The 23,536-nt window shown below is 62.3% G+C and carries 29 protein-coding genes and 1 pseudogene; 19 read left to right on the top strand and 11 right to left on the bottom strand.

The genetic code is table 11. The features are described from left to right. The first annotated feature begins 225 nt into the window (after positions 1-225). Together GPA27_RS03545 and GPA27_RS03540 are read left to right on the top strand one after the other, a co-directional pair. Complete coding sequence (locus GPA27_RS03545) at positions 226-720, top strand: MbcA/ParS/Xre antitoxin family protein (protein ID WP_169137876.1); 495 nt, start codon at positions 226-228, stop codon at positions 718-720. 44 nt (positions 721-764) lie between these two features. Further along, positions 765-1,022, top strand: a complete 258-nt coding sequence (locus GPA27_RS03540; RefSeq protein WP_211164819.1) for a DUF2442 domain-containing protein — start codon at positions 765-767, stop codon at positions 1,020-1,022. A gap of 579 nt (positions 1,023-1,601) precedes the next feature. On the opposite strand, the gene GPA27_RS03535 is transcribed toward GPA27_RS03540, so the two are convergent. Together GPA27_RS03535 and GPA27_RS03530 are read right to left on the bottom strand one after the other, a co-directional pair. Beyond that, complete coding sequence (locus GPA27_RS03535; protein WP_169137874.1) at positions 1,602-1,934, bottom strand: hypothetical protein; 333 nt, start codon at positions 1,932-1,934, stop codon at positions 1,602-1,604. A 58-nt stretch (positions 1,935-1,992) separates the two neighbouring features. After that, a complete protein-coding gene (locus tag GPA27_RS03530; RefSeq protein WP_169137872.1) occupies positions 1,993-2,331 on the bottom strand; it encodes a helix-turn-helix domain-containing protein in 339 nt (112 codons plus the stop codon). A gap of 174 nt (positions 2,332-2,505) precedes the next feature. Here GPA27_RS03530 and GPA27_RS03525 point away from each other — a divergent pair, with 174 nt between their 5' ends. The 5 genes from GPA27_RS03525 (at position 2,506) to GPA27_RS03505 (ending at position 7,076) form a co-directional block, all read left to right on the top strand. Further along, a complete protein-coding gene (locus GPA27_RS03525) occupies positions 2,506-3,021 on the top strand; it encodes a hypothetical protein (protein WP_169137870.1) in 516 nt (171 codons plus the stop codon). A 437-nt stretch (positions 3,022-3,458) separates the two neighbouring features. Further along, on the top strand, positions 3,459-3,902 hold the full coding sequence (locus GPA27_RS03520; RefSeq protein ID WP_169137868.1) for a hypothetical protein: 444 nt from the start codon (positions 3,459-3,461) through the stop codon (positions 3,900-3,902). Beyond that, a complete protein-coding gene (locus GPA27_RS03515) occupies positions 3,887-4,564 on the top strand; it encodes a DUF429 domain-containing protein (protein WP_211164818.1) in 678 nt (225 codons plus the stop codon). The genes GPA27_RS03520 and GPA27_RS03515 overlap by 16 nt, the downstream gene beginning before the upstream one ends. 10 nt (positions 4,565-4,574) lie before the next feature. Further along, positions 4,575-4,838, top strand: coding sequence for a hypothetical protein (locus GPA27_RS03510; RefSeq protein ID WP_169137866.1), 264 nt, complete (start codon positions 4,575-4,577; stop codon positions 4,836-4,838). 111 nt (positions 4,839-4,949) lie between these two features. Further along, positions 4,950-7,076: a TOTE conflict system archaeo-eukaryotic primase domain-containing protein gene (locus GPA27_RS03505; RefSeq protein ID WP_169137863.1), complete on the top strand. Its 2,127-nt coding sequence runs from the start codon at positions 4,950-4,952 to the stop codon at positions 7,074-7,076. A gap of 157 nt (positions 7,077-7,233) precedes the next feature. Here the strand turns inward: GPA27_RS03505 and GPA27_RS03500 are convergent, their stop codons facing one another. Both GPA27_RS03500 and GPA27_RS03495 read right to left on the bottom strand, forming a co-directional pair. Continuing rightward, positions 7,234-8,580 carry a type II toxin-antitoxin system HipA family toxin gene (locus GPA27_RS03500; protein WP_169137861.1) on the bottom strand — a complete coding sequence of 449 codons (1,347 nt, stop codon included), beginning with the start codon at positions 8,578-8,580 and terminating at the stop codon, positions 7,234-7,236. Positions 8,581-8,585: 5 nt separating this feature from the next. Further along, positions 8,586-8,927: a helix-turn-helix domain-containing protein gene (locus GPA27_RS03495; protein WP_169137859.1), complete on the bottom strand. Its 342-nt coding sequence runs from the start codon at positions 8,925-8,927 to the stop codon at positions 8,586-8,588. Positions 8,928-9,238: 311 nt separating this feature from the next. Here GPA27_RS03495 and GPA27_RS03490 point away from each other — a divergent pair, with 311 nt between their 5' ends. Then, positions 9,239-9,460, top strand: a complete 222-nt coding sequence (locus tag GPA27_RS03490; RefSeq protein WP_246260929.1) for a PIN domain-containing protein — start codon at positions 9,239-9,241, stop codon at positions 9,458-9,460. Positions 9,461-9,477: 17 nt separating this feature from the next. On the opposite strand, the gene GPA27_RS03485 is transcribed toward GPA27_RS03490, so the two are convergent. Both GPA27_RS03485 and GPA27_RS03480 read right to left on the bottom strand, forming a co-directional pair. Next, entirely contained in the window at positions 9,478-10,671 is a 1,194-nt protein-coding gene (locus tag GPA27_RS03485) for a hypothetical protein (protein ID WP_211164817.1), read from the bottom strand. Positions 10,672-10,830: 159 nt separating this feature from the next. Beyond that, complete coding sequence (locus tag GPA27_RS03480) at positions 10,831-11,574, bottom strand: OST-HTH/LOTUS domain-containing protein (protein ID WP_169137857.1); 744 nt, start codon at positions 11,572-11,574, stop codon at positions 10,831-10,833. On the opposite strand from GPA27_RS03480, the gene GPA27_RS03475 reads away from it, so the two are divergent. Beyond that, positions 11,573-11,989, top strand: coding sequence for a hypothetical protein (locus GPA27_RS03475; protein ID WP_246260928.1), 417 nt, complete (start codon positions 11,573-11,575; stop codon positions 11,987-11,989). The two genes, GPA27_RS03480 and GPA27_RS03475, sit on opposite strands and share 2 nt — an antisense overlap. Then, positions 11,904-12,335, top strand: coding sequence for a DISARM system phospholipase D-like protein DrmC (gene drmC / locus GPA27_RS03470; protein ID WP_246260927.1), 432 nt, complete (start codon positions 11,904-11,906; stop codon positions 12,333-12,335). Before GPA27_RS03475 ends, drmC begins: the two co-directional genes overlap by 86 nt. A gap of 47 nt (positions 12,336-12,382) precedes the next feature. Here the strand turns inward: drmC and GPA27_RS03465 are convergent, their stop codons facing one another. From GPA27_RS03465 to GPA27_RS03455, 3 genes are all read right to left on the bottom strand, one after another. After that, on the bottom strand, positions 12,383-13,075 hold the full coding sequence (locus tag GPA27_RS03465; protein WP_169137856.1) for a hypothetical protein: 693 nt from the start codon (positions 13,073-13,075) through the stop codon (positions 12,383-12,385). 181 nt (positions 13,076-13,256) lie between these two features. After that, positions 13,257-14,621, bottom strand: a complete 1,365-nt coding sequence (locus tag GPA27_RS03460; protein WP_211164815.1) for a YfjI family protein — start codon at positions 14,619-14,621, stop codon at positions 13,257-13,259. Further along, the gene (locus GPA27_RS03455; RefSeq protein WP_256222760.1) at positions 14,622-14,840 is read right to left on the bottom strand and encodes a plasmid partitioning protein RepB C-terminal domain-containing protein; all 219 of its coding nucleotides are present in this window, start codon (positions 14,838-14,840) and stop codon (positions 14,622-14,624) included. 122 nt (positions 14,841-14,962) lie between these two features. Here GPA27_RS03455 and GPA27_RS03450 point away from each other — a divergent pair, with 122 nt between their 5' ends. From GPA27_RS03450 to GPA27_RS29445, 8 genes and pseudogenes are all read left to right on the top strand, one after another. Continuing rightward, on the top strand, positions 14,963-15,256 hold the full coding sequence (locus GPA27_RS03450; protein ID WP_169137854.1) for a type II toxin-antitoxin system TacA family antitoxin: 294 nt from the start codon (positions 14,963-14,965) through the stop codon (positions 15,254-15,256). Positions 15,257-15,324: 68 nt separating this feature from the next. After that, on the top strand, positions 15,325-15,750 hold the full coding sequence (locus tag GPA27_RS03445; RefSeq protein WP_246260926.1) for a GNAT family N-acetyltransferase: 426 nt from the start codon (positions 15,325-15,327) through the stop codon (positions 15,748-15,750). Positions 15,751-17,092: 1,342 nt separating this feature from the next. Further along, positions 17,093-17,305: a FitA-like ribbon-helix-helix domain-containing protein gene (locus GPA27_RS03440; protein WP_169137851.1), complete on the top strand. Its 213-nt coding sequence runs from the start codon at positions 17,093-17,095 to the stop codon at positions 17,303-17,305. Next, positions 17,305-17,733: a type II toxin-antitoxin system VapC family toxin gene (locus GPA27_RS03435; RefSeq protein ID WP_169137849.1), complete on the top strand. Its 429-nt coding sequence runs from the start codon at positions 17,305-17,307 to the stop codon at positions 17,731-17,733. The genes GPA27_RS03440 and GPA27_RS03435 overlap by 1 nt, the downstream gene beginning before the upstream one ends. 45 nt (positions 17,734-17,778) lie before the next feature. Continuing rightward, on the top strand, positions 17,779-18,450 hold the full coding sequence (locus GPA27_RS03430; protein ID WP_169137847.1) for an HD domain-containing protein: 672 nt from the start codon (positions 17,779-17,781) through the stop codon (positions 18,448-18,450). Positions 18,451-19,791: 1,341 nt separating this feature from the next. Beyond that, positions 19,792-20,106: pseudogene (locus GPA27_RS29455) on the top strand (tyrosine-type recombinase/integrase); the annotation flags it as partial. A 58-nt stretch (positions 20,107-20,164) separates the two neighbouring features. Further along, positions 20,165-20,446 carry a transposase gene (locus GPA27_RS29450; RefSeq protein WP_246260935.1) on the top strand — a complete coding sequence of 94 codons (282 nt, stop codon included), beginning with the start codon at positions 20,165-20,167 and terminating at the stop codon, positions 20,444-20,446. An 11-nt stretch (positions 20,447-20,457) separates the two neighbouring features. Then, positions 20,458-20,571 (top strand): CoA-transferase, encoded by a 114-nt coding sequence (locus GPA27_RS29445; RefSeq protein ID WP_373322715.1) that lies wholly within the window; start codon positions 20,458-20,460, stop codon positions 20,569-20,571. Positions 20,572-21,178: 607 nt separating this feature from the next. Here the strand turns inward: GPA27_RS29445 and GPA27_RS03415 are convergent. Together GPA27_RS03415 and GPA27_RS03410 are read right to left on the bottom strand one after the other, a co-directional pair. Further along, complete coding sequence (locus tag GPA27_RS03415) at positions 21,179-21,847, bottom strand: transglutaminase-like domain-containing protein (RefSeq protein WP_169137841.1); 669 nt, start codon at positions 21,845-21,847, stop codon at positions 21,179-21,181. Positions 21,848-21,931: 84 nt separating this feature from the next. Beyond that, positions 21,932-23,119: an acetyl-CoA C-acyltransferase family protein gene (locus GPA27_RS03410; protein ID WP_169137839.1), complete on the bottom strand. Its 1,188-nt coding sequence runs from the start codon at positions 23,117-23,119 to the stop codon at positions 21,932-21,934. A 139-nt stretch (positions 23,120-23,258) separates the two neighbouring features. Here GPA27_RS03410 and GPA27_RS03405 point away from each other — a divergent pair, with 139 nt between their 5' ends. Beyond that, positions 23,259-23,531: a hypothetical protein gene (locus tag GPA27_RS03405; protein ID WP_169137837.1), complete on the top strand. Its 273-nt coding sequence runs from the start codon at positions 23,259-23,261 to the stop codon at positions 23,529-23,531. Positions 23,532-23,536 lie beyond the last annotated feature (5 nt).

Below are 23,536 nucleotides of genomic sequence, written 5' to 3'. Positions count from 1 at the left end.
GTCATAGGGGGCGGGAGAGGTGGGGGGGACGTGAATTGGTTTACCGGAGCGCTACGAGTATGGGGCACGCCTAACCTGCAAGGCCGTTACCGTACATTACGCACGGCATATGGAGACCGCAAGGCCGGCCTCCTCCGGGGGAGCGCTACCGGGATGAACCGCGTGGCGGACGGACGATCGAAGGGGCATGAGCGGGGCGGCCGGGATCAAAGAGGTCATCGACACATGAAACGTTTGGTTGTGGGGCTACGCACCGACGAGCCCGATCCTGATCCGCGGGAGGAGCACGCCGAGGACGTTGCGCGGCTCGTGGCGGTGGCCACGTCGGGCGGCTATCACGTTTCGCCGCAGAGCGCGGCGGCACTCTGGCGTCGGTACGGCGAGGCCCTGTGTCCAGACTGGGTGCCTGTTGCCGGGCTGTCGGACGCCGCGCTTATGCAAACGATGCTTCGGTACGCCACGGTCGAGGACGTGCCTGACGGGAGGACGGATTTGACGCCATGCCAAGACGCATCGTGCAGCGTGGCCGTGAGCCGACGGGAAGAAGTTGAGGCGCTGGCGAGATTTGTCTGGAACGACGGGGCGCTCGCGGAAAACTTCCTGACGATGCCACATCCGCTGTTGGGCGGTCGAACACCCCGCAGCATGCTGGAGTCGGAAGACGGGTTGTGCAGGGTCGAGACGATTCTCAAGCAACTGTTCTACGGCCTCCCGGTGTAGGTGGGTGTTGGCGAACCGCGGGCGGACGCGAAGGAGGGCTCTCGATGACGAGCGGTGAGACGGCGAATTCAGGCGGCGTGGCGGTGACGGCCATTACGGATCAGGGGATTTCGCTGGTGCTGGACGGCCAACGTCTTCATCTACCCTACGACCAGTTTCCGTGGTTCCGTGCAGTGCCACGCGAACTGATTGGCCGCGTCGTCCGACCGACCCCCGGTCACCTGTACTGGCCCGAGTTGGACATCGATCTGTCGCTCGAGTCGATCGAGCGGCCGAACGCTGCACCCTTGTGTGCGCGCTAGCCGGAATCCCGAAAGCGTGTTGATTGCTGGCGCGACATTCGGAACGTCTCTCGGGAGGTCTCGATGGGGACTCTGTCGGGGGCGATGGCGCTGGTCGAAGCTCACCAGCTGGAGTGACGGAGTGCTCGCAGACGGTTTTCGGACCACGTTTCAGCCGCTGCGGGCCGGTCACGCGAAGCAAATAGCGATACCACGTCGCGCTGGTGATGAACCGGATTTCAGGATCGTGCCTTCTGCAAGTGCAGTCCGAAGGGAGGGACGACATTTGTCTGTCGTTCGTCGTGCAATGTCGAAAATGGGCGGTGTTCGATCAACCCGTGGTCGCTCCAAACGCAAGGTCAAGCCGGGCTCGAATACGACTGTCGAGGACACGCTCGTTGCAACGACCATCAACTCGTCCGACGATTTTTTTGTTCGTGTGTATGTGGCGATCTGCTAGGACACCTTGGAGAAGGGCCAGCGTCGTCTGAGACGTCGGCTTGCCTGGAATAGCCGCTCAAGGGCATCGGCAAGCATGATGAGGGGGCCGGCGTCAGGCGGCAGAATAATGTTGGGCGGCGATCGCAACGAGCGCCCCCTTCAGGACGGTAGCGAGTCGAGGCGGTCGACCATCCCCTGAATTACGGCATCCGGGAGCCGCGCCTGCGCCATGAGTAGGAAGAGGCCTTCCTCGCTTTCGATGCCCAGCCCCTCCATGGCTGCCTGGCTTTCCATCCGCCCTAGGGAGAAATCGAGCAGGATTCGGAGATTCTGATTGCCCGACGCTTCCGCAGCCTCGAAAGTTTCGACCAGGCAGCGGAGTTCGGCGTTGAACCGGGCATTGATTGAGGTATCGGCCTGGGCAGCGATGACCTTCGCCCGCTCGAGCAGGTCGCCGTCCACGACCGTCGTAAATTTCACTGTGCGGGCCACCGTTGCCTCCCTTGAACCCATGATCAAGCGTAGCACGTGAGTCTGTGTCGATTGGACATCACGCCTTCTCTCCGCCACCCATCCCCCCACTTGGACGTTGCCTTTGTCGGCTTGCCCGCTGGCGTACCGGGCTCCCGCGGACCAGGGTGAGCGGGTTGATGGTGGCAACAGGCGCGATCGTGCGGAACCAATCTGCGCGGTCGAGTGCGCGAACGACACAGATGAGCGTTCTTAAGGACGACCCTTGGCCGGATTCGAGCCGTTTGAGCGCATTGACGCTCACGCCCGCGCGTTCGGCGAGCGTCGCCTGCGTCAGGTTCCTTTGCAGTCGGCGGGTGCGCAGGTCTTCACCGATTTGGTTCTCGATTTCCTCCGGGGTTTGCAGAGGGGAAGACATGGGACTCCTCGGTTCTGGAAACGGTTTGCCTTAAAGGCTCAGATTTGGACCATTATGGCCTGTTTTCTGACTTAGTGGCTCGAATTGGAGCTCTTGGTGGCGGCTCCTGATCGGACAGCGTACCTTGGCGTCGTGCCGCGTCAGATTCGCTCAGACACACAGAATCGATGGCTGATGATTCAGCTTCGGCTCGCATGGGGAATCGAGGTCGCGCGGGCGATGGCAGCCCTGTGGCCGAGTTTTTCGCCGGACGCGGCCAATTTCACGCAAGGCACGTTTAGATGTGCGACGCAGCTTGTGCCTCGTGGGGTCGAGGCACCGCGGCTCATCGCAGAGTGGGGCGCGGCGGTTCAGGACGGACGCATCAGTGTTGAGGCTTCAGATGAGTACGGCGGGCAGGTCTGCTGCGAGGGCGGGCTCGACCCTTCGTCCGACTGGTGGCGCATTGCCCTTGCCGCGCAGTGCATGGTGACTTGGTCGGCCGCCGTTCTTCCGCCGTGGCCGAAACCGTTCGATGTCCCTATCCGGACTGACGACGGGACGCCCTATGTGCAGGGTGCCGAAATCCCCGAGCCGGCGCGGACGGCTTTCGGGCGGAACATGTACCATTCCTGCCGCCCTGTGATCGCGGGCGAGGGGCCGTGTTACTACGCATGGGATTGGAGGAGTTTTCACAATGGATTGCGGTAATGCGGGGGCAATCTTGGGCCATCTTGCTCACCGCAACGCGTCCGTGTTCGTCGCGAAGCTTAGAAATGTCCTTGCCGCAGGGATTACTTCTTGGCGATTAGTTGCATTATTTCGTACCGATTGGCCAAGATATGCTGTCCGCTACCTGGAACTGCGCGGTCCGGTCCATGCGTTGACGGAGTCCTTCGTCGGTCATTGGGGGCGGAGCGAGCGGTCGTCGGGCGGTGTTGGGGATGTTAGCGGAGCCGGCTGTCATCGCGCCCGCCCGATGGATAATGTCTATGATGGGAATGTATCGCACAAGCGTCAGGCAACTTCGTTCGGGTGGCTGGCGCGGCGCATTGGACCTTCGGTGGCCACCGTTCCTGAATTGATTGGTCATGCCGCCCTAGAATGAACGCCGGGCGCCGCTATCAGCAGATGTGGACGGGAGTCGGATGAAAAAGCTACAGGTCGCTCCGTTACCCGAACAGGTTGCGCCGGACTTCGCGGCCAAGTTCCCGGACGATATCGCACGCCTGGTGGCGACCGCGGCGAACGCAGGATTCGAGGTTTCCCCGGAAGTGGCGGCACAGCTTTGGGCTCGCTACTCAGATGGCCTGTGCGCGACCTGGCTTTCGATGTCGGAGGGGAGCGATGAAACCGTGCTCGAGTGCCTGCTGAAGCACGCCGTAATCATCGACGCTCCCTCCGGCGTGCCGGCGATGCCCGCTGGTTATCAAACGTGGCTCGACTACGCCGTCGCAACAATGGAGTTGCCGGCGCCGGAGGTCGGTGCGCTGACTGACGATGAATTGGCCGCAGCGAGGCTTGCCATGCGTGACGCAGCACGCACCGAACTGAGCATCCTCCGGCGGCTGGCAGATTGCGCGCGGCGCTGACGTCTCCCCGCTTCGTGCTCGATAGCCCGCTGACGGTGGCCGGCATCGACATCGGCGGTGCGCGGAAGGGTTGCCACCTGGTCGTCGTGCGCGGCAACGATATTCTCTGCAACATCCGTAGCGGCGACCCGGAACATCTGGCGCGCACGTGCGAGGAGCTTGGTGCGGTAGCAGTCGGCATCGACTCGCCCTGCCGATGGGCGCAGCCGCAGTCGGGCCGGCTGGCGGAAAGGGCGCTCGCCAAGGAGCGGATATTCTCCTTCCCGACCCCGACCCCGACCCCGACGCGAGAACGCGCTGCGGCAAACGCATCCGGGTTCTACGGCTGGATGTTCTGCGGCGAGCGCGTCTTTCAGGCCTTGGGCGCCACGCACCCACTGTTGAATGACGTTCGCTACGCCGGCGGGATGGTCTGCTTCGAGACGTTCCCGCATGCCGTCACATGCGCCATGCTCGGCACCGCCGAGGCCTCGGCGAAGCGCAAGCGCGTGCAGCGCCGACAACTGCTGCAGGATGCGGGCATTGACCCGACGCCCCTGAAATCCATCGATGCGGTCGATGCCGCCCTGTGCGCGCTGACGGCCCAGTATGTGCTCGCTGGTCGAAGCAAGGCCTATGGGGATGGGGAGTGCGGCTACATTTTCGTTCCCGCGAGTGGTTAACAGGCATTTCGTGCTGAAGGAAACCCACGTTCCGCTCATCCGGAAATCGCCGCAGGAGCATGCCTTCACCGTGTGCAGCATAGGGGGACAGGTGATGAAATGGCTGCAGGGGGCAATCGTTCTGGTACTGCTTAACGTAAGCCGGCGTTACGGAGCGAGTTGGGAAATGGCGGCGGGTACGCTATCGGACGCGGTCGATGAAGTTGAAGTGAGCCAGCGGCGTGGCGATGCGGCCGACAACGGCGGAAGGCCCATGTTACGGCGGGTCACGTGAGCGGCTCGTTCTCCTCGGCGAGGACGGTGCGTGGCGGGAGCTCATCGTTATTCGCGGACCTCCTCACGCCCCTCGTGCGGGAGCGTCAAGAGGCGCTTAAACTTGAGTGCTATGAACGACGCCAAGCTCACCGACGCCCTGATTGCGCTACAGGCGGAAAACGCTCGGCTGGTAGCGTTGCTTAAGGCGCATGGCATCGAGTGGCGGGCGCCTAGGGCTGATGCGTCGGCGGAATCGGTGCGCGACGGGACACCGACGTCGGCGGAGGAAAAGCTGGCACTGTTCCGCCGCCTTTTCCAGGGGCGAACCGATGTTTTCCCCGTCCGATGGGAAAGTGCCTCGTCCGGCAAGTCGGGGTACTCGCCAGCGTGCGCGAACGACCGAAGACCGGGGGTCTGCCAGAAGCCCGCAATGAAGTGCGGTGACTGTGCCCATCGCCAGTTGCTCCCGGTCACGGACAAAGTCATCTACGAGCATCTGGCCGGCAGACGTACGCTGGGTGTCTACCCTCTGCTCGGCGACGACACCTGCAACTTCCTCGCGGTCGATTTCGATGAAGCTGATTGGCAGGACGATGCGAAGGCGTTCGTTCGCTCCTGTCGCGAACTGGGTGTCCCGGCGGCGCTGGAAATCTCGCGCTCGGGACAAGGGGCGCACGTCTGGATTCTCTTCCGTGCGCGTGTACCCGCGAGGGATGCGCGCCGGCTGGGCACGGCGCTCATCAGTCACACGTGTGCTTCGACGCGGCAACTGCGGCTCGCCTCCTACGACCGGCTGTTTCCGAATCAGGATACGTTGCCGAAAGGTGGCCTTGGCAACCTGATTGCGCTACCGCTACAGAAGAAGGCGCGGGAGCGTGGCTGCACGGTTTTTGTCGATGAAGAACTGCGACCCTATCCGGAGCAGTGGGCGTACCTCGCGACGCTTGCGCGGATGGCCCCGGAGGACATCGAGGCAACCATCCTTAGGGCGACGGACGGCGTCCATCCGCTTGACGTCACCTTCGTCGATGAAGAAGCCAACGCCAAGCCGTGGCAGAAGCCTGCGCCGAGCGCGCGGACCGTTGCCGGTCCCCTTCCTGAATCGCTGGAGGTGACGCTGGCGAACCTCATCTACCTCGAGAAGGCGGCACTCCCCCAGCCGCTGGCTAATCGGCTGATTCGACTCGCGGCCTTTCCGAACCCGGCCTTCTATCAGGCACAGGCCATGCGCTTCTCGGTGTGGAATATCGCGCGGGTCATCGGGTGTGCGGAGAATTTTCGGCGCCATATCGGCCTGCCGCGTGGCTGCCTCGATGCGGTGAGCGAGCTGCTGAAGGAAAACGGCGTCCGTTTGGAGCTTCATGACGAGCGCTATCTTGGGACCCCCATCGACATTTCCTTTACGGGCATTTTGCGCATCGACCAGGAGGCGGCGGTTGCGGCGATGCTGCATCACGACACAGGTGTGCTCTGCGCGCCGACGGCGTTTGGCAAGACGGTGACGGCGGCCGCGATGATTGCCCGTCGCGGCGTTAATACGTTGATTCTGGTGCATCGCACAGAGCTTCTGAAGCAGTGGCAGGCCCGGCTGGACGCATTTCTGGCGACCAGGAAGGGTGACATCGGTGTCATCATCTTCATGCAGTGCGGCCCCATCCGTTACATCGCCGCCACGCCCGAAGGTGCCCCGAGGGACCTCCAGGTCATCCCCAAGATGTTGTCGGGTTTCCTCGAACTTCCCGATGAAGCGGGTATTCAGGACGTGTTCCGGTGCCTGGCGAACGACCCTCGGCGCACCGCAATCATTGTCGACGAGGCGCGCCAAGCGTTCGAACAGGGCAGGAAGGTGCTGATTCTGACTGAGCGCACCGACCACATTCAAGCAATATACGATGGCTTGTCCGAGGTCGCACCCGCACTCTTCATGCTGCATGGAAGGATGTCGCGAAAGCAGCGCGCCACAGTGATGTCCGCACTCGAAGCGCTTCCTGCGGAGACTCCACGGATTCTGCTTGCCACAGGGAAGCTGGTGGGAGAAGGCTTCGACCACCCGCCCCTTGACACCCTGCTGCTGGCGATGCCCATTTCCTGGAAGGGGACGCTTCAGCAGTACGCCGGTCGGCTACATCGGGAGCACGAGGGCAAGACGGACGTCCGTATCATCGATATCGTCGATATCGCCCATCCGGCTCTGTTGCGGATGTGGGACAAGCGCCAGCGCGGGTACAGGGCGATGGGGTACCGAATTGCGTCCTGATGGGCTCGAGACCGAGGGCGTGTGGATGGCGCCATCGAACCGAACCTGCCTCTATGGGACAACCGGGGGACGTTGCCCCGAGCTCACAGTTCGGGATTTTTTGCACGGGTCGGCCAGAGCACCGCGAAATTTTGCGTGTGGCCAGCTACCGCAGGTATTACGGAACCGACTTGCGCAGTTCGGCCGTAGAGATGTCGTCGATGTGTCGAAACGCTGGGGCAATCTTGTCCTGCTCCGCAGCGGGTACGCCAGCGTCGCTGAAGTAGACGCGCCACTGACGCACCACGCGCCAGACCTCCCCCATCAACCGACTTGCCGTTACCCGTGAAAGCGTGAACCTGTCATGCGCGGCGAGTGCATTGTCGAGGGTCGCCAGTCGGCCTTGCGGCCCGATGCCCAAGTGCAGGAAGCGCTCGGTCGCAAGGCTGGGTCGTGGCAGCACATCGTAGAGGGGACTCAATCGCCAGCCGGGCAACCGGGGGTCCCGGACAAAACCGTGATTCCGAAGGTGGTCGTCGTCGTTGCTCACGAAAATGTTGAAGACCATGCGCTTGAACAGCTCTTCGTTGTCCCGGCGAATGACCGCCGGGTGGCAGTACCGTCGTATGGCCTCGGCGAGGTCCGCGTAAGACTTGGTGTATGACTCGGTCTCGTCGCAGGCCACTAGCGTCAGCCCACTGACGAAACCCATTCGGTGCTCTGCGCAGCCGTGGCCCGCGCCTGAGAAAAGCAGTTCTGCGCTCGGGTCGACCACGGCGCCGGGTGCGGCCCAGTAGCGGTCGAATCGCCGGATGAGCATGACGCGCCGATTGCCCAGCAGGAGGGTGCGTACAGGGGGAACAGTCAGTCCAGCATGACGGGCTAGTTCGAGCGCTGCGCACTCGATGCCGGGCACGTCGAACGCGTCGTGCCGACTCGCGAATTTGGCCAGCCAGAGTACGCCGGCTTCGTCGCGTACCGACGCCTTGGGACGCGCGCCGCCCAAGGCGGTGCCGTCAACGAAGATGCCCTCCAGATGTGCAGGGACGGGCTGACCCTCGTCGATGCGTTCGGCGGCTTCCACCAAGTGCTCCAGCGTGTGCCACCCACTCGCGCCGGGAGAGGGGCCATCGTGGATGCTGCTGCGGATATCCAGCGCCCCGACGCGCTCGCTGCCGGCGTGCAGGAGGTACAGAGATTCCGGGAGACTATTGGCGGGCACCTTCAGCTTGGCCTCGATGACCCGGCGTCCCCAAGCATCGGGGGCAGCATCCCGGATGCCACCGAAGAACGGGAGTTGGTTCGCCGGCAGGAGCCGCTTGGCGCGCACCGTTTTCGGGTCGGAGAGGCCCAAACTCACCGGGTCCACCTCGAGCGCATCGCTGCGGTTGATGTAGTTCAGGCCATACGCGAAGCTCGACGCCAGCAGGCGGTCGCCTTCCTCTGTGAGTGCGAGTTGGCCACAAGGCGCCCAAGTTGTGCCCAGGTGCGCGAAGACCATCAGCTTGGTCTCTTTAGCCGTCATCGGTATCAGAAGTCCAGTTCGTCACGCTCGGCGACGGTCAAGTCCCGCACGCGCTTGGATTGCTCGCGTGCCTTGAGGGCGGTCAGCGCAGGGTCTGACTCAGAGAGGAGGTCCAGCAGGGTGCTGCCCGGGGCAATTGCGTCGAGGTAACGCAGCACTTGGCCGATGGCAAGTCCAGGGTCGCCCCGCTCGAGCCGATAGGCGGTGTTGCGCGACAATCCCGCGCGCAGGGCAGCATCGGTCTGCTTCATGCGGCGGGCGAGGCGTAGTCGTGCCAAACGGTGGCCGAGCTGCGCGCTCTGCTCCAGCTGATAGGGTGAAAGGGTGGCGGACTGGCTGACTTTCATGTTCGTAAAAACGAGGCTCTACAACCTTGTGCTCGAAATTACGAACAATGTGACGGTCGAGCGGCGACTTGTCAAGGTAGTGCTCGTTATTTCGAGCACAGTGTCTTTAAACCGCGAACTAACGAGCATAACTTTGCGATGCGCGCTATATCGCCGATGCTGCGGGTACTGCGAGAGCCGGCGCGAGCGGACCTGTCCACGACACCTGTCTGTCGGTTCAGACCATCGGCGAGATTCGTCGAAGACTCGAGAACATCCGCGGCCGCGGGGACCGGGCGCAAGCCGAGCGGCTCGAAGCTTGGCTCGATAATGTGGTCGCCGACTACTCGGACCGGATTCTGGGCTTCGACCTCGACTGCGCACAGGTTTGGGGCAAGCTCATGTCACCGAGCCCCCAACACCCCATCGACAAGCAGATTGCCGCCATCGCCCTCATCTACGACCTGATGGTCGTTACGCGCAACACGGAAGATTTCAAGTCGACCGGGGTGCGCAGCATCAATCCGTTCAGCTCGCCCTTGTCGACGAACTGAGAGGCAGGGCCGCACGCTCACCAGTATCCTGGGCGCTTCGGTTCCGGCGCATCGAGAATCGGGTCGGAAACCTGAATGAGCGGGTCGAGCCAGTCAGCCTTGGCGCGCGCCCAGTGAAGCCAGTCGTCCAACTCCGCCGTGAGGCCGCCTTCGGTTCGCTCACGGTGTTCGACCGCATCGGCGTATGCCCGAAGTCTTAACGCCCGTTCCAGGTTGGTCGCTTCCGCCTCGAGCTGCTTGAAGCGTTCCGTTTCATCGGCTCGGCGGCGTGTCAGGAACTCGTAGCGCTCAATGGCCCGCCGCCGCTCCTCGGCTTGGCGTGCTTGTTCGAGCTCCCTGGCGTGAGTTTCGCTCGCAAGGACGAGGATGCCGGCGATTATCTCCTCGAGCCGGTTCTCGAGCTGTGTTCTGGGGGTGTCGTTCCACGTCCTTGACGGCCAGCGGCCGACCTGGAGGGTCAGTTTTCCGGTTGGATGGTAGTCATACTGCGGGACGTGGGGGAAAGGGACGGCGCTATTCCAGAGGGAGCGGTCGTGGTAGCGCTTTCTCGCACGTTCTTCTGCGGACGTAATCTCGTGTCGGGTACGTCGGACGTGTTCGGTCAGCGAAAGCTCCATCTTCGTGCCGGTTTCCCGGGACTTCAGGAGCGTCACGCCGCGACCGCTGTCGATTTCGACATCGAAGGCGTGGGTTGCCAGCGCTTTCAACAACCGGTCTGCGAGTTGTAGAGCCCTGTCCAGGGCATCCCGCGTGACAGCGACGTTCAGCACTTCCTTCGGCGCGGAGCGCACCAGCGAGCCTTCCGGCCAACCGTCACGCCGTCGCAGACGCTTGGAGGCGGCATTGACCAGCGGATGGGGCGGGCCAGGGTCGTCGGGCACAGTTACCTCGGTGAGGCCCTTGCGAGCGTCAATCGCGATGCGTCGAGTTGCTTCCCGTGCGGCCTGCTCTCCGGATGAAAGCTTTTTCAGGCGGAGGGGAGCACGCGTAGATTTGGTGAGGGGCGGAAGTGGCGCGCGTTTCATGACCTTGCCGGCCTTCACCTTGGCCCAGTAGCCACGGCTCGGCAACGGTATCGCGAGCGAGCGGCAAATTTTGGCAAGTCCGACATCGGACAGCCCGTACCGCGGTGCGACAACGCTGACGGGCTCCGCCCAAACCTCGCCGTAGAGAGTCTCGCGGTCGATGGGACGGTCGGTGGTGTCGTTCATGAACAGCGCTCCGGGCAGCAGGGGCAGTGACTCCACGAATCGTGTCATCGCCCATGCGACGTCGAGTATAGGAGCTCTCGGCCGAGCGGGTGGTGGCCGACTTTTTACGGTCGCTTCGGTGACACCTCTCCCAAAGTGACAGCAGTAGCCTCGCGTCTGTTATTTGTCCTCGGACCGATACCAGATTTTCGTCGAGCGGTTTGGGTCCGTCCGCTCCTTGCGCACAAGGAACTGCCGCGATTCGTGCAGCACCTGACGCCAACTGCTGCAGCCGTAGCGCCGAGGCGTGTGTTCGGGATGCTCCTTCTGAATGGACGCGATGGCGTCACTTAATGACGTCCAGTTGTCCTGTGCGAGGGCAGTCTCGGCTTTACGAAGCAATTTGACGATGGTGCTGCATTCCCATTCGACTCCGGCGCCCGCGGGCAGGATGCCATGGAGGATAAAATCCATGAACTCCGGCGTCTGCATCAAGCTCGCCATGTACTCGCGCGCTTCCACGCTGCTCTTCGCCCAGGCATGTAGTTCCATATAGCGCTCATCAACCTGCTCATAGCAGGCATCTAGATACGCTTGGGCCTCCACGCATCCGCTCTCCGTCCAGATGTCGTGCTTCTCGAGAAAGTGATGAACGAGTTCATTGCGCAGGTCGACCAGTGCACGAAGGGCGACCAATGTGTCCTCATGATGTTCGACGGGAACCTCGATATTGAATCGGGTCCGGAAACGAATTTCATCGAAGTCGCCAGGGTCATCGTCTTCCCCGACTTCATCCGCAGCGGGTGAATTCGGCATAAGGACGTTTTCGGTTAGCTCTCCCATGACTTGCCCAAGGGTCTTCTTCGATTGCTGGTGCAGACCCTCGACCGAGGGAATGCCGCGTGCTTCGCGGGGCTGTGACATGGAAAGACTGCTGGAAGCCGTCACAGCCGTGGTCTGTCTCGTTTCGCCGGAGAAGGTTCGGGCGCTGGCGGGAAGAGTTCGGAAGATCGAGGACGTGAAGGCGAACGCCTCCCTGTCGGATGTCGTCGGCACGGCCACAGCAAGAGCCGTCGTCGATCGGCTCGTCGATGCGTGGCGGTCCACGTCGGTCGGTTCCGACGAGTTGGCCTCGATGCTGCTCGCAGCAGGCCATGCCTTCGAGAACGTATCGAGGCACCAGTCCACCGAACTCGTGGTGGACGGGGCCGACGACGCCCTTCGTCTCTGCCCGTCGAACGGAGCAGGCGCTATTGCAAGTCATCGGCGCGGCCAAGCAAATCCTGTTCGTCACCAGCTTCGTGGCCTACGACGTCTCGACCATCGTGAAGGCGTTTAACGACGCCAGCGCACGCGGTGTGAGCATCTCCATGCTGCTCGAATCGTCGCAGGATCACGGAGGCAGCATCTCGTTCGACGTGATCGGCAAGATGCGGACGCTGGTTCCCTCCGCGAAGCTCTACGCTTGGCGCGAACGAACTGCCCCGTTCGCGGATGGGCGGGTTCACGCCAAGGTCGCTGTCGCGGACGGTGATGTGTGCTTCATCACCAGCGCAAACCTGACCGGCCACGCGATGGAACAGAACATGGAAGCCGGTGTGCTCCTCGCAGGCGGGCAAATCCCGAGGTTGCTGCACGATCATTTGCAAGCATTGGTCGACACGAAGACGGTTTCATCCGTCTGACCTGTCACTTCGCAACCTATCCGCCACGACGAACGTTGCCTGCCGGGTCACTCCCAGACGATTTCACAGCCGAGATATTCCCGAAGCACGATCTTCACGGTCAGCCCGTTGGCTTGGCTGATACGAAAGCGATAGTTTCCCTCTTGTACGGCCAGCCAGCCCTCGACGAAAGCATCGGTGCCCGCCACGAGCACTTTCTGCATCGCCCGACTTCCGACTTCGGGCCAGACATCGAACGCGTCTTGATCACGTTCGAAGGTTTCGCGCTCGTCTTCCGTCATGAGCGGCAGCGGCTTGAATCCGAGATGTGATGGCTCTTGGAGTTGTGGTTCGTTAAGTTCGAACGCTGCATGGCAGCGAGCCAGTTTGAGGACGACGCGATTCACGCGATCGTTTTCGGGTGCCCAGACAGGGCCTTCTGCGCCATCCGTTCGCGCCCGTTGCAATCGGGCCGAGAGCGAGGAATTGTCCCGCAAGATACGGGTGATCTTGGCCCTGTGCAGCTTTTCGGGCTCGGTATCTCCGGCGATGACGCATTCGAGCAGGCAGGCCAGATATTCTTCGTCGAGTGAAAGGCCGTTGTTGCATTTGCGGCACGCTGACGCCGCCATGAGATTCTCCGGATACGGCTCGTCCAAAAAAACTTTCGACGGGACATGATCGACGGTTTCGCTTGGCCCGCCGCAATGCACGCAGAACCCTTTGTTTCTGTCATCGCCGTAGCATCGCAACTGCTGCATCTGGCCTGCCTCCGAATCTGTAGGTGCGAATCGCACCGCATGCTTTGGGCGACCCTGCTGATTTCAGATGGTAGAGCAATCGACGAAAGCACCTGCGAAATTAGCGAAATCGCCGAAATTAGTGCCGTGACAAGCACTTGCGGCCGATCCGCCTCGGCGAAATCAGCGAAAAATCCCCGCGCTACCCCGCCGCCAGCCGGTACACCCGCAGCGGCGCGCCCGGAGCTCCGTCGGCGCGCTCGACCCACTGCACGGTGATCTTCGGCGGCGTGCTGGCCAGCAGGTGCTCCAGGCTGGCGTCGATCCGCGTCTTCGACACCTTGCCCCGAAAGCATTCAGCGCTGATCTGGCTGCGCGTGGCCTGGCCGCGCTCGCGCAGGAACGCCAGTACGCGGTTCGACAGTTCCAACACCTGCGCCAGCTTCACCTCCTCGGCGGCGCTGACGAACACGAAGCGCACGGACGCCGTGGCGTGCCGAATCCACGCCATCGCGGCGTCGATGTGCTGGGCGTCGATGCGGGTTTGTAGATCGGTCAGGGCCATCAGCATGGCCAGCCGGAGCAGCATCGGTGCGCGGCGCTCCAGCAACGCCCCAATCGCACCATCGTCGATGCCATCGTGCAGTTCGCCCCGGTAGAGCTGCGCGTAGCGCCACTGCGCCTGCGGCGACAGTTCCATCCGCAGGTGTTCGCACTCGTCGTGTCGGTCGGCGTGGACGAAGGTCAGAACTTCCAGCGTTCGGCGCGCCAGATGCTCGACCACCGCCTGCGGCGTTTCCCTCGGGAACGGTAGCATCCGCGTGCGCTCGGCCCAGATCATGAGGAAGCGATTGGCGAAGCCGTTGGTGAGTTCGCGGGCGCTCATCAGGCCGGTCAGTTCACCCGGCGAGATCGCGCCACTCAAGCAGACGTGCGGATCGCTGGCGTAGAGCCGATTCGACTTGGTGGCTGGCTTGAGATCGACGCCATCCCAACAGTCGCGCAACGCCGCCGACAGTGTGTTGCCATCGCGCCGTCCCTGATGCAGTACGTTGGCGAATTCGGATTCGACCACCCACAGCCGCTTGTCCTCGATGGCCGGCACGTCCTGCCGCCCTTGCCGATAGCCGCCGTGGATCAGCGCCGCCAGACCTTCGCGCGTGGACAGCCCGCCTCGGTGAACCTGAGGCGCGAAGGCATCATCGATTGCCCGCAAAGCCGCGTCGATGCGCAGCACCAGCGACACCGCGTCGCCCTTGCGGCCACGGCCAGAACGCCCGATGTGCAGGTAGAACAACCGCGCGTGGTGCCGCGTGTTGCCGATGGGCAGGTACACGCCACGCCCGACGGCGCAGGACAAATACGCCATGAAGTTTGTGGCGATGGCGTAGGCGTTGGTTTCCGTGCCGTCGCTGCCCGCGCGGGCGACGTCGCCGATCAGGCCGTAGAGGCAGGCGGGATCGGGCTGCGGCGCGTTGCGGTGTGCGGCCATCGCCGCTTCGTCGTGCTCATCGTCAGGCGGCGACGCTGCGTGCGATGGTGTACTGGCATCGGCAACTCGGCGCATTCATTTTCCGTCCAGTGTTACCGTCTGGACGATGTTCTCGAATTCGGCCAGCACGTCGGGCTGGCGCTGGGACAGAAAGCGGAACACCGCCTTGTTGTCGATCAACTTGCCGAGGTAGCCCCGCGCCAGCACGAGCAGCAGCACGTCCTGCCCGTACGACTTCTCGACCAGCTTCAGTTGCCCTTGCAGGTTTCCCATTTCGCGCTCCATTTTCGCCATCTGTCGGCGCCACGTACGCCGGTTCATCGTCAACTAAGGCAACCGGTCGCCCGCCAGAACTAGACGATGTGCGTCGTTTGTACTAACATTGAGTCAGTTGATCTGACAAACGAGGTGCCGTGATGGCTGCTATCGCATCCTCTCCTTCCGCCCGGTCTGCCCGCTTGGGGCTACGCGCCACTCACGAACAGGAAGTGGTGTTGCGCCGCGCCGCCGAGGTGGCGCATAAATCCCTGACCGACTTCATCCTGGACAGCGCCTGCTTGGCCGCCGAGCAGACTTTGCTGGACCAGCGCCTGTTCATGGTCTTCGGTAGTCAGTACCAAGCCCTGATGGATTTGCTGGAACAACCGGAGCAGCCCAATGAAGGCTTGCGTGATCTGTTTTCGCGCAAGGCGCCTTGGGATGCGAAGTGACATTGCGCGGACCTGAACCCCTGAGCATTCAACATCGGCTGGACGGATTCGACTGTGGCAAACTGGCCTTGAACGACTGGCTGCTGCGTCACGCCCGGCAGGCCCAGGGCAGCGGCTCAGCCAAGACCTTCGTCGTGGCCGATGATGACCGGGTAGCAGGCTATTTCAGTTTAACCGTCGGCCAGATCGATACGCTGGACGCGCCGGAGCGCATCCGAAAAGGGATGGCGCAGTACCCGTTGCCGGTGGTGATCCTGGCGCGGCTGGCGGTTTCGGCGCAAGATCAGGGGCGAGGCATAGGCTTCGGTCTGCTGCAGGATGCGATCCGACGCACGATGCTGATTGCCGAGCAAGCCGGCATCCGGGCGATGCTGACCCACCCCATCGATGAAGACGCGGCGCGGTTCTACACCCGGTTCGGGTTCATCGCCTCGCCGCTGCGTGAGCAGCAACTGCTGTTGCTCCTGAAGGATGCCCGTCGCTGGGTACGCTGAACTATGAGTTGAAGGCGCTCCATTCCTCGTCGGCGCTCGTTGTGAACGTGTTCGACGACTGGCCGGAACGCAATACAGCACCGCTCATGGCCGCGCTCGCCTCCCGTGGCCACTGTCGGGAGTGGCGTAGGCGTGATGCATCTCCGATGCCGCGTCAATAGCGCGAACTGCACTTGTACTTAAAGCCACCCGCGACTACGATTGCGGTTTCATACGGGGTTAGTTACTGATCGCCCCAGCACCACCAAGAACAAGTCCGGGATGTTCCGGAGAAATGTGCCGTTAAGCATAAAGTGGCCACCAAGCCAATTTATGCTTTATTTGACGATTGGCCATATTTTGGTCTATCGGGTGCGGCATAGTAGTCTGGCTAATTTGCTTCCGCGGTCTGTGACCGCGGCCTCAGCAAGCGTCAAAAAAACGGGACCTCACGGTCCCGTTCTACTTTCCAGGTGAAGTTGGTGTCAGGTGCGGCGGCTGTCCATCACTGCGGTGATGTGGCGGAAGATGCCGGGTGCCGGACTCTCCGAGTCCTCGGCGGGGCAAAGGAATCCGGTGCACTGGCTTGCCCACGGCATGTGCCGCCCAGTAACCGCGAGGTGGAACCGGGACGCGGGCAGCTGCGCAGGCTTTTCCGAGCGCGACGTCGGACAGCCCGAACTCCTTGGCCACAGCGGTCTTTGGCTTGCTCCATACCAATTCGTACAGCTCTTCGCGTGTCAGCGTTCTCGACATGGGACGTGCTCCTCGAGGTCGTAGGCGTGATGGTCTAACTCGCCGACCACCGCGACTAGGGTGAGGGACTATGTCCCGTTCTCGCTGTTGTGCATTTCACGGAGGATTGAGAGTCAGGGGGGCGGTGGAGGACGGGCTCGAGGAGCCGCGTCGGGCGCACCGACAGCGCCGACATGTGTTGGCCGGCGTTGGCCGGCGCCTCTGCACGACTTCTCGAGTCGCTTCAGAGCCTGAAAAGAAAAAGCCCGAGCAACGGGGCCCGGGCTTAAATCCACACCAAGGAGGAGGGTGGAGGAGACAGGTGAACGATACGCCCACGTATTGATGCGACGCAACAAATAATTTTTATCGTCCCATTGCTGAGGCTTTGGTCGTCTCCGTTCCCCTTTGGGTCACCGGTCGAGGTTGCGCTAGCCGCCAAGCTTCCCGTTCACCTGGTATCGGCACTGAGTCTGAATCCGCGCGGCGACCTACATTTTCGTTCCCGCCTAGCTGTAGGCCATTTGATTTTTGAAGGGCCTCGACGGGAAAGCGGGGCCGTCGGTGGTGATTGCAATGATTGCATTCGGCGCTAAAATGCAAGCATTGCAATCGTCAGGAGAGCGCCATGGCGACCAATCTTGTTGTACGCAACGTTGAGCCCGAGGTCGCGCAGGCCTTGAAGGAGGCGGCGGCGCGGCACGGGCGTAGCGCTGAAGCAGAGCACCGCGAAATTTTGCGGGTGGCCCTTTCGCGACCGGGCCGGCGGAGCTTCAAGGACGTCCTGGCCGACATGCCGGATGTGGGCACCGACGAAGACTTCAACTTCAGGCAGGGCTGATGTACCTGCTCGACACCAACGTCATCAGCGAGCTGCGCAAAGGCGGGCGGGCCAATCCGGGTGTGACCGCCTTTTTTGCCACTCTCGCGGTGGAGGACATCTATCTATCGGTGCAGACCATCGGCGAGATTCGTCGCGGCGTCGAGACTGTCCGAAACCGAGGTGACCGCGAGCAGGCACGCCGCCTCGAGACCTGGCTGGATTCGGTGGTTTCCGACTACTCGGACCGAATTCTGGGCTTCGACCTCGACTGCGCGCAGGTGTGGGGAAAGCTCATGTCGCCGGGCGCCCAGCATCCCGTCGACAAGCAGATTGCCGCCATCGCCCTCATCTACGACCTGACGGTGGTCACGCGCAACACGGAAGATTTCGAGTCCACCGGCGTGCGCAACATCAATCCCTTCAGCTCGCCGTTGTCGGCGACCTGAGCAGCGGTCACACCAGTGGCCGGCTCAGCCACAGGCACCATCAGCATGGAAAACGAGAAAAATACCTTGGTCTCCCGCGTCGCGGCCCATATCGCCGCGAGGTTCGCAGAGGAGAGCTCCGGCCACGACTGGCACCACATCAACCGGGTCTGGAAGCTTGCCGGGCGCATTGCCAATGACGAGGGCGCAGACCAAGAGGTGGTTGAATTGGCCGCACTTGTCCACGATATCGCCGACTGGAAGTTCCATGGAGGCGATGACGCCATCGGACCGCGTCAGGCGGAGCAGTTGCTCAGGCAGGAAGGGGCTTCCGAGGAAGTCATCCGCCACGTTGTCGATATCGTGGCGACCATCTCCTTCAAGGGGGCTGGCGTTCGTGCCGAGATGAAAACCCTGGAGGGGAAATGTGTCCAGGACGCGGACCGGCTTGATGCGCTCGGTGCCATTGGTATCGCCCGTTGTTTCGCCTACGGTGGACATGCCGGCCGCCTGATGTATGACCCGGATGTGCCGCCGGTCCTGCACGGTACCGCGGAGGCTTACAAGGCCGCCAAGGGGACCAGCCTCAATCACTTTTACGAGAAGCTCCTGCTTCTCAAGGACCGGATGAACACCGCGACGGGACGCGCGCTCGCGCAGGAGCGTCACCGGTTCATGGAAGAGTTCGTGGAGCGCTTCCTCGAGGAGTGGAACGGGGCGAGGGAAGTCCACGTGTAACGGACGGGGCGAACTGGGGCAAACGGGTACGCTCGGTAGGTCGAGCAGGTGGGTGTCTCCCCGCGGGTGTCCGGGAGGAAGCGACGCCCGCGTGGGAAGCAAGAGCGCCTGCGCCTCATCGCGTCGCGAGATGGGTGCGCAAAGGCATGTCGTGGCCTAGGGAACGGACGCGTTCGCCTTGCCATTCCGAGGATATCGCTCAGTACGCGCCCTGGCCCCCGTCGGTTGCAGCACTCAAAATCCGAAGCACATCAGCGCCGCGGCCCGCGCGAATCTCGTCCAAGGGCATGCGGCCGACCAGCAAAGGCTCCGCGTACGTCAAGAAGTCTTGCGCCTGCCACGCCCCGTGCTTCCCGAAAGCCGCCAGGATGTCTGGCAAAACCCGCAGGACACCGGGTTCGAACTGCCACGCCGGGTAGCGAACGCCTGACCTCCCGCCGCGTATCGAGAGCGCCAGGGCCTGACCGCCAGACCGCATGCGCTGGAGGGTTCGCTTCGGAATCCCGGAGAACTGGGTCGCCTCCTTGGGTGACAACATTCCTGGGGCGCGAAGTTGCGCTCGTTGTCGCCGTCGGCCGCGAGCCAGCAGCGAGCGCTCAAGCCGCTCACAGTCGTCAGGATGGAGTACGCCGTCGTAGTCCAGAAAGAGTGCCGGACGGTGCGCTTCTCGCTGCCGCATTCTCCCACTGCTTTCCATTCTCGCTCCCTCCTCAACCATCCCAGCCAGAGTGTGCGTGTGGCGATTTCACGGAGGAATGCGGGATTATCCCAATGTATTATCTGAAATGGCGGTTTTGTCAAGCACGTAGGCCGTTCGAAGCGCGAAGGTCGCACTGCCCGAGCACAGTAGCGGGCTGAAGGGCACGTCTGCACGCAGCCCGAGGCTGCGTGACTTCCTGTTTGCTCGCCAGATGCTCCGCGTCGCACAGGCAAGAGTTCCAGGGCTCCACGCGGCATTGCGGCCGCGCGCGCGGGCGAGGCTAGCCCGCGCACGGTTTAAGTTGGACGAGACGAAGGTGCTCAGCCTGACATGGACAGTCCGTCGGTGTGCCGGGGCAGTATGGGAGTGGAGCGCACTCCGCAGGGGTTCGAACAAGAGCGGCGGCGGGAGGCGAACGACAAGGTGTGTGCGGCGCTGAATCGCTTTCACGACGAGCATGGTTCACTTGCCGCCGAATATTCGAATCTATGAGTCGGTCAGGTTCGTCACGGCGGGGCGGAATCCGGAGCACGTCCGCGGTGAGGCTCCCTGTCCTGTTCGATGGACTCACGGTCGGTCGGTAATGGCTCCGTAGTAGTCGAGGTCGTTCTGGGTTTGTTCAAATGAGATAGACCGTTGCCGTGCCTCTGGTGGGCATCGCGGCGACGTCCCTCTCCGGTGGGCGTTGCGCGAACAGCTTGGTGGATGATGCGCGGGCCGAGGCGGTCGCAAACAGCTTCGAGGTCGTCGCACGCGAGTGGGTCGCGAAGCAGGTGGCCAGTTGGCGGCAGACCCACGCCGACAAGATCGTCCAGCGCCTCGAGAAGGACTTATTCCCGTGGCTCGGGGGAAAGCCTATTGCCGCCATTGGGGCGCAGGAGGTGCTTACGACCGTCCGGCGCGTCGAGGCCCGCGGGGCCGTCGACACGGCCCATCGCATCTTGCAGAACTGCGGGCAGATCTTCCGCGGGACAGGTCGCCGACATCGATTGTGCGCACGATTTGATCGCCGATATGCCGTGCGCCGCCCTTGTTGCGGACAAAGGATACGATGCCAACGCCTTGGTCATGAGTATCGAAGCATCCGGTGCGCAAGCGGTCATCCCGCCTCGCTCCAACCGTATCGCGCCCAGGCAATACGACCGCTGTGTATACCGGGCGCGAAACCTGATCGAGCGCTTCTTCAACCGCATCAAGCATTACCGTCGGATCGCCACACGTTACGACAAGCTCGCATGCAGCTACATGGCATTCGTCCGAATCGTTTGTGCGGTAATTTCATATCGCTATATGTGAACAGAGCCTAGGTGAACCTCGGCATCGGTATACCCACCCTGGTTGCCAACTTCATTACCAAAGGGATGCACGTCACCCTCCAGTCCGAAAACGGCCTGCTCGGCATCGGACCATTTCTGACCTAAGACGCCGTCGACCCGGACCTCATCAATGCCGGCAAGCAGACCGTGAGCACGCGGCCCGGCAGCAGCTTCTTCTCCAGCGCCGACTCCTTCGCCATCATCTCGCATTGCTCACGATGAGAGTCAGGGTCCGTGCGTCGGCACGGCCGAAGCACACCAGTTCCGCCGCTGCGATCAGCTCGCGGAGCTCGGCGGCCGATTAGTGCGTCGTCACCGAACCGTTTGAGTGCCCAGTAGAACCTGACGAGTCTCGAACCCGACCCCAGCAGCACGAAGCCGCCTACCGAATGTGTACTTAAGGTCGTGCTCGCGGACTTCAGCAAACCCCTCCGGTGGGTCGATACCGATTTCGCTGCGATAGCGAGCCGCCGCCCAGGCGCGCGCGCCACGCCACCCACTATTATTTAGTCGGTAGAGCGGCGCGTTCCTAGAGGCCCGTCTGCTTCCTTGTGCCCTTTGTTGCGAGTACCTTCTTCTGCTTCCTGCGCTCGGAATCTGGCTGAGACGCAACGGGATGCTCACGGAGGCATTTGTCGACTCGGGATCGGACATGGCCAACGTGCTCTAGCACGCAAACGCGTCGGTCAACTCGTCGCGCGCCGGTGGCCGCCTACGACCGGAGTCGAACCTCTTCGAGGAACGATTTCGCCCTGCTGCCATAACTTTCGTCGAGCAGCCGGGGGCTATGAGTTCGCCAAGTGGCGAGTATCGCCTCGAACGGGACATCTGCGAAATGGCCGCGATCAAGCACATATTCCATATGCTTGCGATTGCGTCGGTCGTAGGGATGGAAGATCGAGTCGATGCGTCCATCGAACTGCAGAGGTTCGATTCCAACCCGGTTACACAGTGACATATCGAAGGCGGGGGTCGCCTTCACCCATTTCCCTTCCAGATGCAGTTCGGCGTAGGCATGCCAGCGAAACACATCGTCTTCGTTGGCCTCGATCAGGTGCGGCGAAGCGAGATGATTGCGTACGTCTGCGAACCCCAATCGTCCCGGAATGCCAAGGGCGCGGGCACATGCAACCAATAGTGCGGCCTTGGGGATGCAATAGCCACGGTTGCGCATGAGCGCCCGCTTCGCCGAACATGACTCCGCATGGCCCAGCCTGTCATAGGGATCGTAGGTGATGCGATCCCTCACTGCTTCATAGAGCGACACGGCCCGGCTGATATCGTCTTGCGCCTGGCCGGCGGCCTGTTGGGCGAACGCAATGATTTCCGGCGTGTCGCTCTCGACGAACTGCCCCGGCTCCAGATACTCACGATCAATCACGGTTTCACCTTTACATTTCAATGGGGCTCACCTGCGAGACTGCGTGGCGCACCCGAACCATACAAAGAAGGGAAGTGGCTGCAATCAGCCGACCCGTTCGAAGATCGCCGCGATGCCTTGGCCACCGCCGATGCACATCGTAACCAGTGCATAACGACCCTTGATACGCTGCAACTCGTAGATCGCCTTGACCGTGATGATCGCGCCGGTTGCGCCGACCGGGTGACCGAGCGAGATGCCGGAGCCATTCGGATTCACCTTTGCCGGATCGAGATTTAGTTCCCGGGCCACGGCGCAAGCCTGCGCGGCGAAGGCTTCGTTTGATTCGATTACATCGAGGTCTTCAACCCTCAGGCCAGTGCGTTTCAGCACCAGGCGCGTCGCCGGTACCGGGCCGATACCCATGTATTCCGGTTCCACCCCCGCGTGGGCGTAACCGACGAGACGTGCGAGCGGCTTCAGGCCGAGCTCTTTGGCGCGGTTGGCGTCCGACAGAACCACGGCGGCAGCGCCGTCGTTGAGCCCGGATGCGTTTCCGGCTGTGACCGATCCTCCCTCGGCAAAGGCAGGCTTCATCTTTGCGAGCCCGTCAGCGGTCATATCGGCACGCACATGCTCGTCCGTCTCAAACAGCGTTAGGCCTTTCCGCGTCGTGATGTCGACAGGGGCGATCTGCTCCTTGAAATAGCCGGCGGCGATTGCCTTCGCGGCGCGACGCTGGCTTTCCAGTGCGAGCTCGTCCTGCATTGCACGCGAAATACCATAGCGCGCCGCCACATTCTCCGCGGTAATCCCCATATGGATTCTCTTCCACGGGTCGTGCAGGATGCCCAGCATATAGTCTTCGAATCGGGTGTTACCCATGCGCGCTCCCCAACGCATCGCCGGGGCGATGAAAGGGGCACGGCTCATCGATTCAGCACCGCCGCCGATGGCGATATCGGTGTCTCCGAGCATGATCGCCTGCGACGCCGAGATGATTGCCTGAAGGCCTGAGCCGCATAGCCGGTTCACGTTGAATGCGGGCACCTCTTTTGGCAGGCCTGCATCCATCGACACGACGCGAGACAGGTAGGCATCGCTCGGCTCGGTTGGGATTACGTTGCCCATCACCACGTGGCCGATTTCGTTCGGGGCGACGCCGGAGCGTTCCACGGCGGCCCGGGTCGCGATCGTTCCGAGGCGGCCCAACTTCTCGTCCTTGAGCGATCCCCCGAAGGTCCCGATCGCTGTCCGCGCTGCACCCACAATCACTACTTCTCGTTGTGACATTTCGAAATCCTGTTCCTTGCTGTCTCGACCGTATTGAAAATCTCTCCAGCAACAGGTTGCGTGGGGAGCCCCCAGCGACATCCATGCCCGCCGCCGATCCTGTGCGCGAATCCTCCGGATGGCGACAAGGCCGAGCTGGATGACTAAAGATAATACCAAAGCGTACGGTATGCAAGAATACCTAGTGGCGAGGCCGTGCTTGCGCCGGATGCGCTGCACCGCTTACCTCCGCGTCAACGGGTTGCTGGATGTGGAGGCAGGATTGCTCGACACGAAGGTGGTGGATGTCGTCGCAGCGATGGTGCGCAGCCTGTTTCGCTTGTGCAGTGCCATCGAGGGAATACCGAAGATTCGTTGGCCTGCAGATCAAAGCTCGGCTTTCACCCGAAATGCCGGCATCAGTGACTCTTGACGTCG

This window comes from Aromatoleum toluolicum (genome assembly GCF_012911005.2).
Lineage (GTDB): Bacteria > Pseudomonadota > Gammaproteobacteria > Burkholderiales > Rhodocyclaceae > Aromatoleum > Aromatoleum toluolicum.
Note: the sequence above shows the minus strand (reverse complement) of the source record. Positions and strands in the feature narration are given on the sequence as shown.

Bases quoted from the DNA above. Each gene is read 5' to 3' on its own strand.
- GPA27_RS03475 (WP_246260928.1), top strand. From the start codon at position 11,573: ATGGAAAGACTGCTGGAAGCCGTCACAGCCGTGGTCTGTCTCGTTTCG.
- GPA27_RS03540 (WP_211164819.1), top strand. From the start codon at position 765: ATGACGAGCGGTGAGACGGCGAATTCAGGCGGCGTGGCGGTGACGGCC.
- GPA27_RS03450 (WP_169137854.1), top strand. From the start codon at position 14,963: ATGGCTGCTATCGCATCCTCTCCTTCCGCCCGGTCTGCCCGCTTGGGG.
- GPA27_RS03440 (WP_169137851.1), top strand. From the start codon at position 17,093: ATGGCGACCAATCTTGTTGTACGCAACGTTGAGCCCGAGGTCGCGCAG.
- GPA27_RS29450 (WP_246260935.1), top strand. From the start codon at position 20,165: ATGCCGTGCGCCGCCCTTGTTGCGGACAAAGGATACGATGCCAACGCC.
- GPA27_RS03545 (WP_169137876.1), top strand. From the start codon at position 226: ATGAAACGTTTGGTTGTGGGGCTACGCACCGACGAGCCCGATCCTGAT.
- GPA27_RS03430 (WP_169137847.1), top strand. From the start codon at position 17,779: ATGGAAAACGAGAAAAATACCTTGGTCTCCCGCGTCGCGGCCCATATC.
- GPA27_RS03530 (WP_169137872.1), bottom strand. From the start codon at position 2,331: ATGTCTTCCCCTCTGCAAACCCCGGAGGAAATCGAGAACCAAATCGGT.
- GPA27_RS03525 (WP_169137870.1), top strand. From the start codon at position 2,506: ATGATTCAGCTTCGGCTCGCATGGGGAATCGAGGTCGCGCGGGCGATG.
- GPA27_RS03480 (WP_169137857.1), bottom strand. From the start codon at position 11,574: ATGTCACAGCCCCGCGAAGCACGCGGCATTCCCTCGGTCGAGGGTCTG.
- GPA27_RS03460 (WP_211164815.1), bottom strand. From the start codon at position 14,621: ATGCGCCGAGTTGCCGATGCCAGTACACCATCGCACGCAGCGTCGCCG.
- GPA27_RS03505 (WP_169137863.1), top strand. From the start codon at position 4,950: ATGAACGACGCCAAGCTCACCGACGCCCTGATTGCGCTACAGGCGGAA.
- GPA27_RS03500 (WP_169137861.1), bottom strand. From the start codon at position 8,580: ATGACGGCTAAAGAGACCAAGCTGATGGTCTTCGCGCACCTGGGCACA.
- GPA27_RS03410 (WP_169137839.1), bottom strand. From the start codon at position 23,119: ATGTCACAACGAGAAGTAGTGATTGTGGGTGCAGCGCGGACAGCGATC.
- GPA27_RS03495 (WP_169137859.1), bottom strand. From the start codon at position 8,927: ATGAAAGTCAGCCAGTCCGCCACCCTTTCACCCTATCAGCTGGAGCAG.
- GPA27_RS03485 (WP_211164817.1), bottom strand. From the start codon at position 10,671: ATGAACGACACCACCGACCGTCCCATCGACCGCGAGACTCTCTACGGC.
- GPA27_RS03520 (WP_169137868.1), top strand. From the start codon at position 3,459: ATGAAAAAGCTACAGGTCGCTCCGTTACCCGAACAGGTTGCGCCGGAC.
- GPA27_RS03405 (WP_169137837.1), top strand. From the start codon at position 23,259: ATGACTAAAGATAATACCAAAGCGTACGGTATGCAAGAATACCTAGTG.
- GPA27_RS03465 (WP_169137856.1), bottom strand. From the start codon at position 13,075: ATGCAGCAGTTGCGATGCTACGGCGATGACAGAAACAAAGGGTTCTGC.
- GPA27_RS03435 (WP_169137849.1), top strand. From the start codon at position 17,305: ATGTACCTGCTCGACACCAACGTCATCAGCGAGCTGCGCAAAGGCGGG.
- GPA27_RS03455 (WP_256222760.1), bottom strand. From the start codon at position 14,840: ATGGCGAAAATGGAGCGCGAAATGGGAAACCTGCAAGGGCAACTGAAG.